At 50.2% G+C, this 16,997-nt stretch carries 15 protein-coding genes; 7 read left to right on the top strand and 8 right to left on the bottom strand.

Annotated features, from left to right (window positions below):
- Nucleotides 1-15 precede the first annotated feature (15 nt).
- The 6 genes from D515_RS22920 to D515_RS22895 form a co-directional block, all read right to left on the bottom strand.
- Nucleotides 16-2,871 (bottom strand): formate dehydrogenase subunit alpha, encoded by a 2,856-nt coding sequence (locus D515_RS22920; RefSeq protein WP_039850581.1) that lies wholly within the window; start codon nucleotides 2,869-2,871, stop codon nucleotides 16-18.
- Between the two features lie 21 nt (nucleotides 2,872-2,892).
- On the bottom strand, nucleotides 2,893-3,102 hold the full coding sequence (locus D515_RS22915; RefSeq protein ID WP_002542129.1) for a twin-arginine translocation signal domain-containing protein: 210 nt from the start codon (nucleotides 3,100-3,102) through the stop codon (nucleotides 2,893-2,895).
- 56 nt (nucleotides 3,103-3,158) lie between these two features.
- On the bottom strand, nucleotides 3,159-3,770 hold the full coding sequence (locus D515_RS22910) for a TorD/DmsD family molecular chaperone (protein WP_002542128.1): 612 nt from the start codon (nucleotides 3,768-3,770) through the stop codon (nucleotides 3,159-3,161).
- 9 nt (nucleotides 3,771-3,779) lie between these two features.
- Nucleotides 3,780-5,495: a 4Fe-4S binding protein gene (locus tag D515_RS22905; protein WP_002542127.1), complete on the bottom strand. Its 1,716-nt coding sequence runs from the start codon at nucleotides 5,493-5,495 to the stop codon at nucleotides 3,780-3,782.
- 181 nt (nucleotides 5,496-5,676) lie between these two features.
- The gene (locus tag D515_RS22900) at nucleotides 5,677-6,267 is read right to left on the bottom strand and encodes a DUF3306 domain-containing protein (RefSeq protein WP_002542126.1); all 591 of its coding nucleotides are present in this window, start codon (nucleotides 6,265-6,267) and stop codon (nucleotides 5,677-5,679) included.
- Nucleotides 6,257-6,709, bottom strand: a complete 453-nt coding sequence (locus D515_RS22895) for a DUF3305 domain-containing protein (protein ID WP_002542125.1) — start codon at nucleotides 6,707-6,709, stop codon at nucleotides 6,257-6,259. Before D515_RS22895 ends, D515_RS22900 begins: the two co-directional genes overlap by 11 nt.
- Nucleotides 6,710-6,898: 189 nt before the next feature.
- On the opposite strand from D515_RS22895, the gene D515_RS22890 reads away from it, so the two are divergent.
- Nucleotides 6,899-7,729 (top strand): formate dehydrogenase accessory sulfurtransferase FdhD, encoded by an 831-nt coding sequence (locus D515_RS22890; protein WP_002542124.1) that lies wholly within the window; start codon nucleotides 6,899-6,901, stop codon nucleotides 7,727-7,729.
- Nucleotides 7,722-8,621 carry a helix-turn-helix transcriptional regulator gene (locus D515_RS22885; protein WP_002542123.1) on the top strand — a complete coding sequence of 300 codons (900 nt, stop codon included), beginning with the start codon at nucleotides 7,722-7,724 and terminating at the stop codon, nucleotides 8,619-8,621. The genes D515_RS22890 and D515_RS22885 overlap by 8 nt, the downstream gene beginning before the upstream one ends.
- Before the next feature lie 9 nt (nucleotides 8,622-8,630).
- On the opposite strand, the gene D515_RS22880 is transcribed toward D515_RS22885, so the two are convergent.
- Together D515_RS22880 and D515_RS22875 are read right to left on the bottom strand one after the other, a co-directional pair.
- Nucleotides 8,631-10,667, bottom strand: coding sequence for a sensor histidine kinase (locus tag D515_RS22880; RefSeq protein ID WP_002542122.1), 2,037 nt, complete (start codon nucleotides 10,665-10,667; stop codon nucleotides 8,631-8,633).
- A gap of 18 nt (nucleotides 10,668-10,685) precedes the next feature.
- Nucleotides 10,686-12,065, bottom strand: coding sequence for a sigma-54-dependent transcriptional regulator (locus D515_RS22875; protein ID WP_002542121.1), 1,380 nt, complete (start codon nucleotides 12,063-12,065; stop codon nucleotides 10,686-10,688).
- Between the two features lie 270 nt (nucleotides 12,066-12,335).
- On the opposite strand from D515_RS22875, the gene D515_RS22870 reads away from it, so the two are divergent.
- The 5 genes from D515_RS22870 to D515_RS22850 are packed head-to-tail and all read left to right on the top strand — an operon-like array spanning nucleotide 12,336 to nucleotide 16,887.
- Nucleotides 12,336-13,145 carry an ABC transporter substrate-binding protein gene (locus D515_RS22870; RefSeq protein WP_002542120.1) on the top strand — a complete coding sequence of 270 codons (810 nt, stop codon included), beginning with the start codon at nucleotides 12,336-12,338 and terminating at the stop codon, nucleotides 13,143-13,145.
- Nucleotides 13,145-13,846: an ABC transporter permease gene (locus D515_RS22865; protein ID WP_002542119.1), complete on the top strand. Its 702-nt coding sequence runs from the start codon at nucleotides 13,145-13,147 to the stop codon at nucleotides 13,844-13,846. The genes D515_RS22870 and D515_RS22865 overlap by 1 nt, the downstream gene beginning before the upstream one ends.
- An 8-nt stretch (nucleotides 13,847-13,854) precedes the next feature.
- The gene (locus tag D515_RS22860; protein ID WP_002542118.1) at nucleotides 13,855-14,556 is read left to right on the top strand and encodes an energy-coupling factor ABC transporter ATP-binding protein; all 702 of its coding nucleotides are present in this window, start codon (nucleotides 13,855-13,857) and stop codon (nucleotides 14,554-14,556) included.
- Nucleotides 14,540-15,124, top strand: coding sequence for a molybdenum cofactor guanylyltransferase MobA (mobA, locus tag D515_RS22855; protein WP_002542117.1), 585 nt, complete (start codon nucleotides 14,540-14,542; stop codon nucleotides 15,122-15,124). Before D515_RS22860 ends, mobA begins: the two co-directional genes overlap by 17 nt.
- Nucleotides 15,121-16,887, top strand: coding sequence for a bifunctional molybdopterin-guanine dinucleotide biosynthesis adaptor protein MobB/molybdopterin molybdotransferase MoeA (locus D515_RS22850; protein WP_002542116.1), 1,767 nt, complete (start codon nucleotides 15,121-15,123; stop codon nucleotides 16,885-16,887). The genes mobA and D515_RS22850 overlap by 4 nt, the downstream gene beginning before the upstream one ends.
- The last annotated feature ends 110 nt before the right edge of the window (nucleotides 16,888-16,997 follow it).

Below are 16,997 nucleotides of genomic sequence, written 5' to 3'. Positions count from 1 at the left end.
AACTATGCGCTCCCTTTACGCTGGTAAGATCTTACAAAGTGTCACTTTGGTTTCCTGCATCAGGGTAACCGGGTCATAACCGTAGGTGGTTGCAGTGTTCGCCGCTTCACCAACGACGTACGGGTCAGCCCCCTCTGGATATTTCGACCTCAGATCTTCACCCTGGAACACACCACCGAAGTGGAATGGCATAAAGGCGAGTCCTTTGTATACACGAGGCGTAATCATGGCCTTCACTTTCACGCGGCCTTTGTCAGGGCCTTCAACCCAGACATCCTGTCCATCCACAATCCCCAGATCGTTCGCGTCAGCAATGTTGACTTCCACGAACATCTCTTGCTGCAGTTTCGCCAGCCATGGGTTTGAACGGGTCTCTTCACCCCCACCCTCATACTCAACCAATCGGCCAGATGTGAGAATGATTGGATACTCTTTCGCCGCATCGATTTCCTGAATCGATTTGTACAACGTTGGCAGACGATAAATATCCGCTTTGTCATCCCAGGTCGCGTATTCAGGCAACAGGTCACGGCGCGGTGTATACAGTGGTTCACGGTGAAGTGGCACTTTGTCTGGGAAGGTCCAGACAATCGCACGGGCTTTGGCGTTACCAAATGGGATACAACCGTGATTGATGGCGACACGCTGAATACCGCCAGACAGGTCTGTCTTCCAGTTTTTACCTTCAGCAGCAGCTTTCTCTTCTGCTGTCAGATCATCCCACCAGCCAAGTTGTTTGAGCATCTTGTCAGTGAACTCCGGATATCCGTCTTCCAACTCACAGCCTTTTGAATAGCTATCGACTGCCAGCAGGCTTTCACCTTCATATTCCACGCCAAAACGTGCGCGGAAGTTACCACCACCGCGGGCGACTTCTTTTGATGTGTCATAGAGAATGTGTGTACCCGGATGCTTCATTTCCGGTGTTCCCCAACAAGGCCATGGCAGACCATAGGTCTCCCCATTAACCGGGCCACCTTCTGCTTCCAGTGATGTTTTATTGAAGGTGTGCCAGTTTTGCTGGTGCGTTTTGATACGTTCTGGGCTCTGGCCTGTGTAGCCGATTGTCCACATACCACGGTTGAACTCGCGGGTAATGTCTTCAATCAGAGGTTCATCGCCATTCACTTTCACGTTCTTAAACAGTTGGTCTGAGAAACCCAGTTTTTGGGAAAGCAGATACATGATGTTGTGATCAGGCTTTGAATCAAACAGAGGCTCAATCACCTTGTCACGCCATTGCAGTGAACGGTTAGAAGCGGTCACCGATCCGTAGGTTTCAAACTGAGTGGTCGTTGGCAGCAGGTAAACGCCGTTTTTACGGTTGTTCATGACTGCAGCAACGGTTGGATAAGGGTCGACGATGACCATCATATCCAGTTTTTCCATTGCCTTTTGCATCTCAGGACCACGGGTTTGCGAGTTCACCGCATGCCCCCAGTAAAACATGGCGCGGATATTGGCTTTCTGGGCAATTTTATCAGGGTCTTCCAGCACGCCATCAATCCAGCGTGAAACCGGTATACCGTTGCTGTTCATTGGTTTAGAGCCGTTGTATTCCGTTTGGTCAAAACGCCCCTGAACCCAGTCATAGTCCAGATCCCAGACTTTCGACCAGTGCTTCCATGCACCGTTAGACAAGCCGTAATAGCCCGGCAAGGTGTGGGACAACACGCCAAGGTCGGTGGCACCCTGCACGTTATCGTGTCCACGGAAAATATTGGCACCACCGCCTGATTTACCGATGTTCCCCAGAGCAAGCTCCAGCACACAGTATGCGCGGGTGTTGTTATTACCCGTGGTGTGTTGCGTACCACCCATACACCAAACCACACAGCCTGGGCGGTTTTCGGCAAGGATTTTCGCCGCCTGATACATGTCGTCACGTCCAACACCGGACACACGCTCTACTTCTTCAGGATTCCATTTCGCAACTTCTTCACGGATTTCATCCATGCCAAACACGCGCTGGTAAATGAATTCCTTGTCTTCCCAGTTGTTATCGAAAATGTGCCATAGCAGGCCCCAGATAAACGCAATATCTGTACCAGGACGTAGAGAAACAAAGTGATCACCTTTCGCGGCAGTGCGGGTGCGACGAGGATCAGCCACAACAATCTTACAGCCGTTTTTCTCTTTCGCGATGAGGATATGCTGCATCGCGACAGGGTGTGCTTCGGCAGGGTTGGAGCCGACAAAAAGGATCGACTTACAGTTATGCATGTCGTTAAAGGAGTTGGTCATCGCACCGTAACCCCAGGTATTCGCCACCCCTGCTACCGTGGTGGAGTGACAGATACGTGCCTGATGGTCGACGTTATTGGTTCCCCAAAGCGATGCCATTTTACGGAACATGTAGGCCTGTTCGTTGCTATGCTTTGCCGAACCCAGAAAGTACACAGAGTCAGGGCCGTCTTGCTTGCGGATTTCCAGACATTTGTCGCCAATTTCATTGATAGCGGTGTCCCAGCTGATTTTCTGCCACTTGCCATCCACCAGTTTCATTGGGTATTTGAGGCGACGTTCACCATGGCCATGTTCACGAAGTGCAGCCCCTTTGGCGCAGTGTCCACCGGCATTGAATGGGTGGTCAAACGCAGGCTCCTGACCCGTCCAGACACCATCCTGTACTTCTGCATACACGCCACAACCCACTGAGCAGTGAGAACAAATCGTGCGTTTTTGTTCAATCGGTTTGTTTGGGTCAACGTCTTTCGCTGCAGCTTTTTTCATCATACCTGGTGCAAACATGCCAGCAGCGGCAATACCACCTGCGGTAGCCAGTGTAGAATTACGCATAAAGGTACGGCGGGAAACACCCAGTTGCTTTTCGTCCTTGCTGACGGTGTCAGACCGTTTCGTCAGTTTCATCATCTCACTCCATCAGCCAGGTTAGAGGGAATCGTAGTAATCACGAACATGTTGCGTTTCGCGATAGCCCGAGGGGTTTTCCTGTTCCGGCTTAGCCACCGTGACTTCCGCTTGAGCCGCACCGCTCACCACAGTAGTGGCCGCTCCAGCTGCTGCAGCAACACCCAGTCCTTTAAGGAACTGGCGTCGCGCTTCATTTGGCTTGTCTGTCTCTTTTTGCTTCTCTGACATCACATTGCTCCTTGTACTTTTTATCAGCGCTTCTGTCCGCTTTCTGCAAGGCGGAACTACCACGGACGCTGGGTAAAGCTTATTTTTTCTATCGTTAAGAACTGTTTCGCGAGTGCAGCAACAGAGGAGTAAAACACGGCTGCATTCGCACGAATCACGTCGTCACATAATCGCTCAAACCACGGCGCAATATGACGGTTGAAAAAAGCCTTCTGGCTTTCCATATCCTCTTCATCCACCAGCATCGCCATCACTTCCAGCAATGCGGCGATATGATCTTCTGGCTCTTTGGTTTCTTCCTGACGCTCAAACCCCAATCGTCGTAAATCCTGACGAAGGTGTGCCAACGGCAGTTCCATCAAAGACCCGGTTAGATACCAGGAACCGAATGGCACCACTTCACCACGTCCGACACCGATAAATAGCTGTTGATACTCATCGGCCGCCTGCATGGGTGTGGTTTTACTAGCGGAAAGCCTGAGAACAGACCAAGCCGCTGCCATGCCTGCCTCTTCGTCGCCTTCCACTTCCAGTGTCGCAAGCCAGTTCAGTGCATCCTGATCAGGTGCCTGTCTGAACAGATGCGCCAGAAGGTGATAAATGTTGAGACGAATTTCATTTTCTTCACGGGTGACATCTTCCACGTTGATGATTTCCTGCATTGCCATTCGTCCCTCCTAAACCTTCATCTGTTTCTCTGGGTTGTTGATCATTGTTTCAGCGACAATGTCGCGAACCCGGCAGTCTTCGCACATCGAGAGACGTTTGATGGCATCACCTTCAAAGTGACTGTGGTTTTGCAGTTTTTCTATCAGCATGTTCACCATGGAAACCGGCGCAAATGGCTTACCGCAACTGGTGCATTTCGCCGCCTCCTCTTCATGTAAGATTTCTCTTTGCTGACGCGTTTCGGTGTCCCAGTTGTAGCGGGGTTCAAGCGTGATCACAGATTCAGGACAGCTCGTTTCACACAACCCACATTGCACACAGTCCTGCTCGCGGAATGTCATTCCCGGATGGGAACCTATCGCTAAGAGTGCATCAGTCGGGCACACGGCCACGCACCCCATACAAAGAGTGCATTCTTCAGTTTTCACGTTTACGCGGCCATATGGCGCATTTTGAGCAACCATTGATACTGTGAGAGTTTGAGCAGATTGCGCCGCCAACAGATCCAACGCTGCGCTTAGTTTCTCGCGCTTGGTACCAGTGAGCTTCTCTGTGTGAGAGAGCAGTGCATTGGAGTATTGAGTGAGTGACGAAAGCGAGTCGACAGCTTTCAACGCAATGCGGTCTGATTCGATGTTGAGGTCACTAAGGAAGGAAGCAGATACCGCAAGTTCCTGTTCCAGCACATGACGTGTTTTAACATGAAGGTTTGGCGCCATGGTCAATATCACCTGAGAAGCACCGTAAACCAATGCGCTGAGCCAGGTATCCAACCCGACGGATGCCAGCTCTTCCAGTCGGACTGGGATGGTGTTGTTCGGCAACATTGATATGGCATCAACCAAAGCGTCTTCATCCGCTTCGGCGTAGAAAAGGATTGCTGGAACCTCACCACCTTGTTGACGGTAACCTTGAATCAGGTCGAAGACAAAATGCTGGGTATTTTCCGAATCAGGTAAGGCGTAGCTGATGGCTTCTGTTGGACAAGCAGTCGCGCAAGAGCCCATCCCCTGACACAAGTAGGGATTGATGGTGATGGTTTGATTGAGCGAGCTTAGTGCGTCAGCAGGACAGGCATCGATGCAACGGGTGCAGCCTTCAAGGCCACGGGATGCATGAGCACAACGCTCATTGTCCAAACGGAAAAATTTAGGCTTGTCGAAGGTTCCTACCGTTTCAGATATCGCCTCTAAGGCTTCTTCTGTAGACACCAAGCCACGCCCGACAGCGTGATATCCCAGAGGAGGCAATTGTGCTGCATGGATACCGTTTTCAGTGAGGTCGATGATCAGGTCAAAATGCTCCCGCCCGACAGCAATTTGCGCCAAATTTTGCGGCGTTCCGTTTCGCTTCAAGATGACTTGAAAAGCCCCTAAGAAACCTTCGATGGTCACGTCGCTGCCATAGAACAATGCAAGACCCTCTGAAGGGTTCGATAGCGTCGCGCCCGCTTCTTTGCAAAGCAGCACAACGCGGTCACGGATATCATCTACGATTGATTGACTGAAAGTAGACAGTGCTTCAGCCGTTCCCACAACGAGAGCAAGCCCACGGCTTTCAAAGCTCACCGTAGGCGGGATAAGGTTTCCTAAAGTGACTGTGCTTTTCAGAGCATGCAGTCTGGCCAATCCATTGGTATCTGTTTGATTTTCTAGATACTGATTGAGTGTTGTTGTGTTATTTTCCGTCGACATATTCTCAATTGCTGTTGTCTGTGTAGCCATAAACACCTGCGTCCCTAGCCGGCAAACGGCGTTAATCTGCTTCAATGCGAGAGTTCTTCAAGGCTGGCTTTACACCGTTTAGCGTTGCTGAACAGGGATTTAGCTACGTCTTCGAGTAAGACACTTCTGTTACAGCAAGTAGCGAACCAGCTTTGAAGGAAGAAAAATGACCTAAACGGAGTCAGGATCCGTCCAAATTCTTATCCACACTTTCTATTGGGACATTTTGTCCCTCCGAGTGAGACAAATTGTCCTCTAATTCCTCATGGGTACTTTTTGTCTCACCTTCTGGTAATTCCTTGAGACTACCCTCGTTAACTGGTTGATCGCTTGGGGTTTCCTGAGCCAACGCTTCGTCTTCCGGTTTCTCCTCGGTCGCTTCTTCCAGCTTTTCCTTAGTCCACTTTCTCAAGGTTTCAGCCACTTCCGCACTGAGGTTGGCAGTTTTGGAATAATCGAGGTCATAGTCGTTCATGCCATCAAGCACGTTGTAAGCATCACTGAGAAATAGTTTGCGAAGCGCCGCTTTCTTCACCTGTGAGGACACACCTTTCGCCAGGAATGCTGCAGCGGAATCCCCTTCTCTCAAACGCTCAACGTCGTCCATGGACGGTGGGGGAAGCTCTGAGTCTTCCGACTCAGACGTAGCCTCGGAGACCACCAGCTCGGCATCGTCCTCAATCTGCTCAGTCTCTGGCGGCTTTTCATCTTCCGCCGTGCTTTGTTCCTGCTTTCGCTTGGACCAACGGTGTAAAAAGGAATCAGTTGCCACTCGCCCTCCCCGCGCCTTTGCGCTTCTTCTTACGCACTTCGAGGAGCTCGCCATGACGACCAATATATGCTTCCATCCAAGCCTGAACAGGCAATGGCATAGGCACCGACTGCACCAGATAATCACCATCCATAAAGCTGGCTGCGTTGGTCTGCGATGCCGTAACTTTCAGGGGTTTTAGGGATTCATCGTCTTCGACTTCGAAGATGAAAAAGAGGTGGGGATCACGGGAACTGAGGTTAAACCGATAGTCCGTGCGTTCGTCTTTAAATAGCTCTAAAGGCAAGGAAATCTGTTCCCCTGAACACTCTTCCTCCGTACGGGGCAGGTTCAGGTTCGCAATAGACCAGCGCTTAGTTTTCCAGCGACCGACATCAACCTCTGTGGCTTCAAGGTCAAATTGCATTAGCCAGTATTGAGGGTCTTTTATTATTTTCGTCACACATCACTCCTTGAGGTTCCAGGCTTCAAAAACGCTACCGCAGGCACGCAGAAGTCTGGTTTTCTAACCCCACAAAGCAAAACACATACCATAGCCCTGATGACCCTGCGTGATTGGAACGGGAATTGCTAACTTTGCTGATGATGTTCAGTTTTCGTGTCTCTACACACCCAAAAGGAAGCCGGGTAAATGACCCAACCAAAAATTATTCAAACCCAAACCGACATTCCTCAAACCATTGATGTGACAGTGTTCGACGAGTATGGCGAACCCATGACCAAGCAAATTGCCTGCGAACGCGCCTTGACGGTTTATCTCAACTGGAAGGAAATCGTGACTCTGATGACCTTGGGTGCCCGCCCGGACATGCTGGTATTGGGGTATCTCAAAAACCAAGGGTTAATTAACGATGCTGACGCGCTGGATTCAGTGATCATCGATTGGGAAACCCAATCCGCTGCTGTGGTTACTGCAGAGCAAAACGACGATATCGACGAGACGCTTTCCAAGAAAACCGTCACTTCGGGATGCGGTCAGGGCACAATGTTTGGCAACGTGATGAAAAAGCTCGAAGACCTGAAATTACCAGAGCACCGCATTACTCAGTCTTCCCTATATGGCCTGCTGGAAGCGCTCACTCACCATAATGACACCTACAAAGCGGCAGGCGCTGTTCACGGTTGTGCGGTATGTAAAGGCACAGAAATTCTCTCTTTCGTCGAAGATATTGGCCGTCACAATGCGGTCGATACCCTGACAGGCGAGATGTGGCTGAAAGGTGAAACCGGCGAAGATAAAGTCTTCTACACCACAGGGCGGTTGACGTCAGAGATGGTGATTAAAGTGGCGCAAATGGGGATCCCAGTGCTGCTCTCTCGCTCAGGAGTAACACAGATGGGTTATGACCTTGCCAAACAACTTGGCATTACCATGATTGCCCGCGCTAAAGGCCACCGTTTTCAGGTCTTCAATGGCGCAGAGAACATCGACTTCGATGTAAAAGGTGGTTCTGATGAGTGAATTTCCGGAGTTCATGAATGCCCGTCAGGTTGCAGAGTATCTCGATCTGAACGAAAAGAAGGTCTATAGCCTGGCCAATGATGGCGTGCTTCCAGCCACTAAGGTCACAGGAAAATGGCTTTTCCCAAAAAGCTTGCTTGACCGATGGCTGCTGGAATCCAGCCACAATGGCGTATTCAGTGACAGACTTTTGATTGCTGGCTCTGATGACCCTTTGTTGCAACACATTGTGAGCAAAATGGCGAATGCACTGGGAAGTACAGCATTGGTTGGTTACACCGCCACGGGCACTAAACAGGGTTTGTCGATGCTGGAAAAGGGCCACGTCGATATCTGCGCGATTCACTGGGGAAATGCCGAAGAGGCCAAGCTCCGTCACCCTGCACTTATCCAACAATATGCCGGACACAAAAACTGGGTGTTACTCCATGCTTTCGAACGTCAACAAGGCCTGATTGTTCGCCCTGAACTCGCCGAGCAATTGAACGACCCGCACCATTTCACGGGAAAAGAATGGCGATGGGCTGGTCGTCAAGGCGGCGCTGGCAGTGCTCGTGCGATGGAAGAGTGGCTATTCAGAAACGGCATTACCACTGACATGCTCAATACGGTCACTGTGTGTCTGAATGAACGGGAATTAGGCTCTGCGATTGCGCGGGGGGCGGCTGACATTGGGTTTGGTAGCCAAAGTGCCGCGGGAGAATTTGGCCTCGCTTTTCATCCCATTGCCAATGAAGCCTTTGAATTGGTCATCCCGAAAAACATCTATTTCCGCTCCTTGGTTCAACAGCTGATGCAACATCTGGATGACGAGGAAATTGTCAATCAGAGCGAGCAGTTCGGCGGTTACAACCTTCAACATGCAGGCAAGCAAATGTGGGCAGCTGGCTAAACGCCAGCCTTATTCCATTACCTGCAGCGAAGTAATTTCATCATCGGTCTGAATCTTCTCACGCAGATAAAGCGTGAAAGTGGTGCCCTCGCCAAGTTCGGATTCCACCTTAATCTCTCCACCCAATCCACTGACAATGCCGTGGGTTACCGCAAGCCCAAGCCCAGTTCCTGAGCGGCGCGTGGTGAAGAACGGGTCGAAGATTTTGGTGAGGTTTTCATTAGCAATACCACAGCCAAAATCCTGCACAGAAATGGTCGCTCCGATGGGGTTGCCACTCTCATCTAACCAATCAGACGAACGCACCACCAGCTTTCCCTTGTCATTCATGGCATGAACACCATTCATCTGTAAATTCACCAGTACCTGCAATAACTGATGGCGGTTGATTTCCACACAGCACTTGGCATTGAGTTCTGTTACGACTTCCACATCAGATTTCTTGGTACCGGAACGAACGAGGGTAACACTCTCTTCAATCACCGGATTGACGTGCTGCCAAGTGATTTCATCTTGCACACCACCCTGGCGGCTGTATTGGAGCAAGCTCCGGGTGATATTGCGAATACGGTCAATTTGCTCCAAGACCGCACTCATTTCTTCGGACACCAGCGTCGCGTTTTTTCCCAGCTCGTATTCCATCAACTCAATGTTGCCAAGGATCACCGCAGTCGGATTATTGATTTCGTGGGCAATCCCCGCTGTCAGCTCACCCAGAGCAGCAAGCTTCTCGTTTAGTAGCAGCTTACTTCGGGTTTGCTCTAATAAGGTGATGTTCCGGCGGAGCTCTTCAGTGGTTTCATGAAGACTCGCTGTGCGCTCTTTAACTTTGTCCTCAAGCTCCAAAGCATTCTGTCGAATGGCTTCATTTTGCTGTTTGAGCTGATCGAGCATGGTGTCGAACTGACGGGCAAGAATCGCGAGTTCGTGCTGCGGGTCTAGCCCCAACTTGCCAATGCGTGCATCCTGATCAAAGCGAACCAGACGTACGACCCGGTGAATACGCTCTATGGGCCGGAACAAGTCTTTCGCACCGCGATACACTAATAGCCCCGTCACAAACAACGTGGCGAGAATACCGAAGCCTAATTCCACCAAGTTAGTAAGATAACGGGAGATCAATGGCCATTCGAGATAGCCAGTGTACAGCATGCCAATCACCCGGTTATTGAAGTCTCGGATTGGCTTGTACGCCGAGATGTACCAAGCATCATAAACGTAGGCACGGTTGACCCACACATCACCATTTTCGAGTACTGACTTTCTCACTTCATCCGAAACGCGGGTACCGATCGCACGGCCAAACTTGTTGTCGGAATCAAGCGGGACATTGGTACTGACGCGAATGTCATCCATAAACAGGGTGACGGTTCCCACACTGGCATCAGGCAGCGTGCCTTCTGGAAAAACAAGGTCACGAATTCTGTCCACCAACTCGGTACTGTTGTTGAGCAAAATGCCGCCGTCGATTATCCACTCAAGCTCTCCTGTTTCATTGAATAAAGGGAGCAGACTACGGCTGATCAAACCGCGAGATTCGATTACTTGTTCATTCAGAAGCGGGATTTCAGCCCGAGCAGAAAGCTCAGGGGTAATGGATTCCAGTTCTATATCCGACATCACCTGAAAGAAAGTGCGCTCGCGACCTTCAATCAGTGGTTTTCGCAGGCTTTGCGGTAGTCTGTCTATTTCGTTGGCTGGGTAGACCGCAAGGAAATCAACATCATATTTCCCAGCTCTTGATTGCGCCCAGGAAAAGATACCCTCAGGGTCACGTTCAATCTGCATTTGGAAATCATAAGAGCCCGCAATGGCATTCAATTGCAGTCGCTGTTCGCGCTGTAACACTTCCATACTATTGCTCGCAACGGCAAGGTCAGCATTGACCCCGGCGAGCGCACTTTTCCAAGAGTACGCCAGCGTCCAGTACATGGTAAGAGCAATCAGCGCAAGCAGAGTAATAATGATAGGAACAGATGTCAGCACCAAGAGGCGATAACGCACCATAGTACGAAAACGCTGTCGCCATTTATTGAGCCATTTCATCCGTTATGCTCCATCATGTTACTCGTCGTTCCACTCTTTAAATTTTCGCTCCAATGTTTTTCTTGCCACACCCAGTTGTCGCGCAGCAGCAGATTTATTTCCTTCATGAGCATCGACGACTTTTTCGATATGCGCGCGTTCTACGTCTTTTAATTGCCATTCTTGCGGATAGCCATCTTCACAGACTGTCACGACTTGTGTTTCTCCGCCGGCGGTGGCTTTTGGCAATTCTCCGTCACTCCAGTGTTGCAGATCCGGCTTGCCCAGTAATACCGCCCTTTCAACGGTATTCTTGAGCTCACGAATGTTGCCCGGCCAGTCATAACCTTGCATGGCGGTCAATTCTTCCGTTGACCACACCACAGGTTTCAATCCCATTTCCCGCGAAAGTGTTTCGGAGAAATGATTGAGCAGTAATCCGATATCTTCAGTACGCTCTCGAAGCGGAGGTAATTCGACGGAAAGCACATTCAGGCGATAGTAGAGGTCTTTTCGGAATCGCCCTTCTTCTACTTCTTCCTGCAAGTTTCGGTTGGTCGCCGCGACGATACGCACATCGACTTGTACTTCCCGTTCTGCACCAACGGGACGAATGGTTTTTTGTTCAAGAGTTCTGAGCAGAGAAGCCTGCATCGGAAGTGGCATCTCTCCGATTTCATCCAGGAATAAAGTCCCTTTATCCGCAACTCTGAACAGGCCATCTTTGCTCTTGCGCGCACCAGTAAAGGCCCCGGAAACATGACCAAACAATTCACTTTCCAAAAGCTCAGGTGCTATCGCGCCACAGTTAAGCGGAACAAAAGGCCCACCCCGCCCACTTAGTGAATGCAGTGCGCGTGCCACTAGCTCTTTACCAGTCCCTGACTCCCCTTCAATCAAGACGGCTGCCGGAGATGGTGCCAGTCGGGAGACCATCTCTCGCATCGCGAGGGTTTTGGGCGCTTCACCAATAATATCGACAGGGAATGATCGGGCGACATCGCGCTGCAAGGCGACATTCCGTCGCTCCATCATGCGTTTATCGAGACAACGCTGAACCGACTGCAGCATTTGTTCGAGGTTGAAAGGTTTGAGAATAAAGTCGGAAGCACCAGCGCGAAGGGCTTTGATGGCGGTTTCGAGTTCCGCATAACCTGTCATGAAAATGATGTCGCTGCGTCTTTCATCATCGGTGAAGGCTTCATGCCAATCGATACCAGAACGCCCCGGCAGGTTGATATCAACGATCAATAGATCGAAATGGTTACGCTGTCTTAACGCCTCGGCTTCTTCCAATGAAGAGGCTGTTTCCACTTGGGTAAGCTTCTTGGAGAGTGCTTTATTTAAGATTGCGCGCATACCAGGTTCGTCGTCGACGACAAGCGCGGAGAAACCGAATTGCTGTAATGCGTCCTTCATTCAGTCATAAGCCTTCATGTTCTCGAGAGTTTCATCATACATGCGACATTTTGACTCAGTCCAACAAAGCCTTAAATGAATCATGTATATAAAGCTGGTCATCAGATCGCAGAACTGTGACGAACCTATTTAATTTTCAATTATTTATGCGCTTAAATGCACGCGCTCAATTTTTGGCATTTTTGTTGCAGTGTCCACAATTCGACCCATCCCAAGTGGTCGAGGCAACACCCTAAAACAAGAAAAGCAATCAAACGTCAGGAAGACAAAATGAACTTCATTAAAAACTCGAAAATATTTGCGCTCATCACTTTCCTCACTTTTTCCATGACGGCAAATGCCGCGGAGATCATCAGGCTAGCTACTACCACCAGCACCTATCACTCAGGTTTGCTGGATTATCTGTTACCTGAATTCAAAAAAGACACTGGCTATGAAGTACAGATCCTGGCGGCAGGCACGGGTAAAGCACTCAAAATGGGTGAAAACGGAGACGTGGATTTGGTCATGACGCATGCGCCAAATGCTGAAGCTAAGTTTGTCGACAAAGGTTTTGGCGTTCTGCCTCGCGGCCTGATGTATAACGATTTTGTTTTGGTCGGCCCATTGTCCGACCCTGCGGGTGTAAAAGGCGGGAAAGACGTCGCCGCCGCATTTAATGAGATTGCTGCGAAAAATGCTGATTTTATCTCCCGCGGTGATGACTCAGGTACCAATAAGAAAGAGCTGCTTCTATGGGAAAAGGCTGGTCAACGTCCTGAATTTGGTGCTTATAAAGCAGTCGGCCAAGGCATGGGGCCAACGTTGACCATGGCGAATGAAATGCAGGGCTACACACTGACTGACCGTGGTACCTGGTTAGCGTATGAAAGCAAGCTGGATATGGAAGTGTTGGTGGAAGGCGATACGCGTCTTTTTAACCCTTACCAAGTCATTTTGATCAACCCAAGCCGTTACCCAGACATGAACTACGAAGGCGCAAAAGTCTTCAGTGACTGGCTGGTTAATCCAAAGGCTCAAGCCATGATTAATGGCTTTAAAGTGAACGGCCAACAACTATTCGTTGCGGATGCTGGCTAATGGATATGCTGGAAACAACCCGACAGGCAGTTACCTTGCTGTTTAGTGGCGATACAACACTATGGGGTATTGTCGGGGTATCGTTTTCCGTATCGCTATTTGCTATCGGGCTGGTGATTTTACCTGCCCTTCTCATCAGCTTTGCACTTGCGTACTGGGATATTCCCGGTAAATGGGTGGTGTTGTCATTGGTTAACACCCTTCAATCTGTTCCTACCGTGGTCATCGGCCTACTGCTATATATGATGCTTTCAAGAGCAGGACCAATGGGCGACTGGAAAATGCTCTTCACCCAAAAAGCCATGATCCTCGGGCAGATTTTAATTGCGATGCCTATCTTGATCGCCATGATGCATGCCGCCTTTCAAAACAGCGATCGCCGCGCTTGGGAAACCGCCTACACACTGGGCGCTTCGATCCCCCGCGCTATGCTGACCCTGATGTGGGAAATTCGCTTTCCATTACTGGCAGCTGTCATCACCGCATTCAGCCGAATTATCACGGAAGTAGGTTGTTCCATGATGGTCGGCGGCAACATATTGAATTACACACGAAACATCCCCACGGCCATTGCGCTTGAAACGTCAAAAGGGGCATTTGCCCAAGGCGTTGCGCTGGGCATGGTTTTGTTGATCCTCGCGCTGACGATGAACTTCTTCATTAGCTACGCGCGTGGCAATGGTCACCTGAGAACGAGTTAGGGGCAAGGATGAGTCAGATTACATTGGAAGCTAGCGACCTGTCGGTGAAGTACAAACACCGGCTTTTGTTCCATATTCCTTCGCTGAAAATCACCCCTGGGGATGCCATCTATCTCACTGGGCAAAATGGCATCGGCAAAACGTCCCTGCTTAAGGTGCTGGCTGGTATCCAAAAACCAACCAGCGGTATTTTGAACCTCCGTAAACCAACACTGATGCAACGTCTGGCAGGATTCGCTGGGCAAAGCGGTGTTATCTACATGCACCAAGCTGCTTATCTTTTCGACGGTACCGTGGCTGAAAACGTGGCTTATGGTCTGAAAGGCAGGCATTTCTGTCAAAGAACCTGCCGCCAGCTTACAATGCAGGCCTTGCGAATGATTGGGCTGGAAAGCCTGAGTCGGGAGCATATCTCAGTGCTTTCCGGTGGTGAAAAACAAAAAGTGGCGATGGCTCGCGCTTGGGCGCTAAACCCTTCTATCCTTTTGATGGATGAGTCCTGCGCCAACCTTGACCCTGATGCCATCGAAGCACAGAAGGTCATGGTCGAAGATCTATTAGATCGTGGCTCAAGTCTGGTGATCACCAGCCATCACCCTAACTCGCTAACTGCTTGCTGCAATCAGCGCTGGTCGATCGAAAACCAGCGTTTGATCCATAAGCCAAAACTTAACTTAATCAACAAGGATAACCATGCAGTCGCTTCCTGAAACCACGTGGGTCATTCTTGCCGGCGGCCAAGCTCGCCGCATGGGCGGAAAAGACAAGGGCCTTGTGACCCTGAATAACAAACCTCTCATCGATTATGTTCACGACCGCCTGGCTGAACAAGGCGCGCATGTCGCGGTCAACGCCAATCGCAATCAGGAAACCTACGCACAATACGGACAGGTTTTCAGTGATGTGTTTGAAGGTTTTCCCGGGCCTTTGGGTGGTATCCATGCTGCCATGGCACAACTGGACAGTGAGTGGTACGGCTTCGTCCCTTGTGACTGTCCTAACCTGCCCCATAACCTGCTGGAAAAGATGTATCAAACTATCTCTGATGATACCGAAATTGTGGTCGCCCATGATGGCGAGTCCGTCCAGCCCGTGGTGACTATGTACAAACGCATTGTGTTTGAGCGATTAGAAAACTTCCTCAATAACGGTGACCGCAAAATCGTTCTGCTCTACGACATTTGTAAGACTGAATTCGTCGATTTCAGTGATGAGCATGATGCCTTCATTAATCTGAATACACCTGACGAGCTGGAAAAATTCGGGGCGCTTTCATGAGTCTTTCCAACTGTTCCTTACCTGTACTTGGGTTCGCGGCCTTCAGTGGCACGGGCAAAACCACCCTGCTTGAAAAACTCATTCCACAGTTAGTGGAATCAGGCGTGCGCATTGCCATGGTAAAGCATGCGCACCATGAGTTTGATGTCGATAAACCGGGTAAAGACAGTTATCGCCTCAGAAAAGCTGGCGCCTCCCAAATGCTGATCAGCTCGCGCAATCGCAATGCCTTGATGACAGAAACACCGGAAGAAGAATATACCCTCAATCAGTTGCTCAGCCGCCTTGACCAAAACCGCGCCGACCTTGTTCTTGTAGAGGGCTTCAAGCATGAGAGCTTCCCAAAAATCGAACTTCGCCGCGATGAGCTCGCTAAGCAGTGGCTTCACAAAGAAGATAAAAACATCATCGCGATTGCCTGCGACAGCAACCCGGATTCGGATTTGCCAACGCTCGACATCAATGATGTACCCGCAATTTGCAGCTTTATCTTGCGGTGGATGGAAGGCCACAAAGCGCAGACAGCCACCTGTGATTCCTTATCCCCAACCATGCTTTCAGTGGATGCCGGAAGGGAAAAGATTTTAGCAACCATTGATGAGCCAGCCTCCAGCGAAGTTCACCCGCTGGAGTCTTTATCTGGACGGGTTTTGTCAGAAGATGTTATCGCACCAGTCAATGTGCCTTCGAGCACCAACTCGGCCATGGACGGTTTCGCGATTCGCAGTGATGATTTAGAGCGCGACAGCTATCAAATCGTAGGCGAAATTTATGCAGGCCATGGTCTTGGCATACCACTGCAAAAAGGCGAGTGTGTCCGCATCATGACAGGCGCCCCTGTTCCCGAAGGTGCTGACACTGTCGTGATGCGAGAGCAAGCAGCGATGGACGGCGATTTGGTGATGTTCGACACCCGAAAAGGTGCCATCCGTCCAGGACAAAATGTGCGTCAGGCTGGCGAAGACCTTAAAAAAGGTACTGCGGTATTTAACGCAGGCACCCGCCTCAATGCAGCATCAGTGGGTATGATGGCGTCACTGGGTTTCAATAAAACCAAGTGTTACAAGCCTCTCACCGTTGCCCTGTTTTCAACCGGTGATGAAGTGCAGGCTCCCGGAACACCCGCCAGAGAAAGCTGCATCTATGATGCCAATCGTTTTACGGTTCGCAGCATGTTGGAAAACCTCGGTTGCCGAATTCTTGATTTGGGCATTATTGAAGACAGTGAGCAAGCACTGACAAACACACTGACCACGGCTATGGAAAAAGCCGATGTGGTGATTTCCTCCGGCGGTGTATCAGTCGGTGATGCGGATTACATCAAGAACGTTCTGGATGCCTTGGGTGATATTAACTTCTGGCGCGTAAATATGCGTCCAGGTCGTCCTCTAGCCTTCGGCAAGTTAGGCAATACACCTTTCTTTGGCTTACCGGGTAACCCAGTAGCTGTTATGGTGACCTTCCTGCAGTTTGTAGAACCTGCCATTCGTAAAATGCAGGGTGATGTGAACTGGCAACCTCAGCTCTTCTCGGCAGTGACCCAAGAGAAAATTCGCTCCCGTCTCGGCCGCACAGAATACACACGCGGTATTTATTCCATAAGCGCCAATGGGCAGATTGAAGTGCGTTCAACGGGCTCGCAGGGCTCGGGTATTTTGCGCTCGATGCATGAAGCAAACTGCCTGATTGAGGTGTCACCGGAAGTGGAGAGCGCAGAAGTGGGTGATCGCGTTAGCATCATTCCTCTCGCTTCAAGGCTCTAAGCTTATACCAATCACAGTAAGTAGGTGATCAGAGATAGCGCAGGAAAAATGCTCGAGAACAAGGCAGAAAATTTCGATAAGTAGTTATTCTACAATCAAATTTTTCAACG

This window comes from Grimontia indica (assembly GCF_000333895.2).
Classification (GTDB): domain Bacteria; phylum Pseudomonadota; class Gammaproteobacteria; order Enterobacterales; family Vibrionaceae; genus Enterovibrio; species Enterovibrio indicus.
This window is presented reverse-complemented; position numbering and strand designations above follow the sequence as displayed.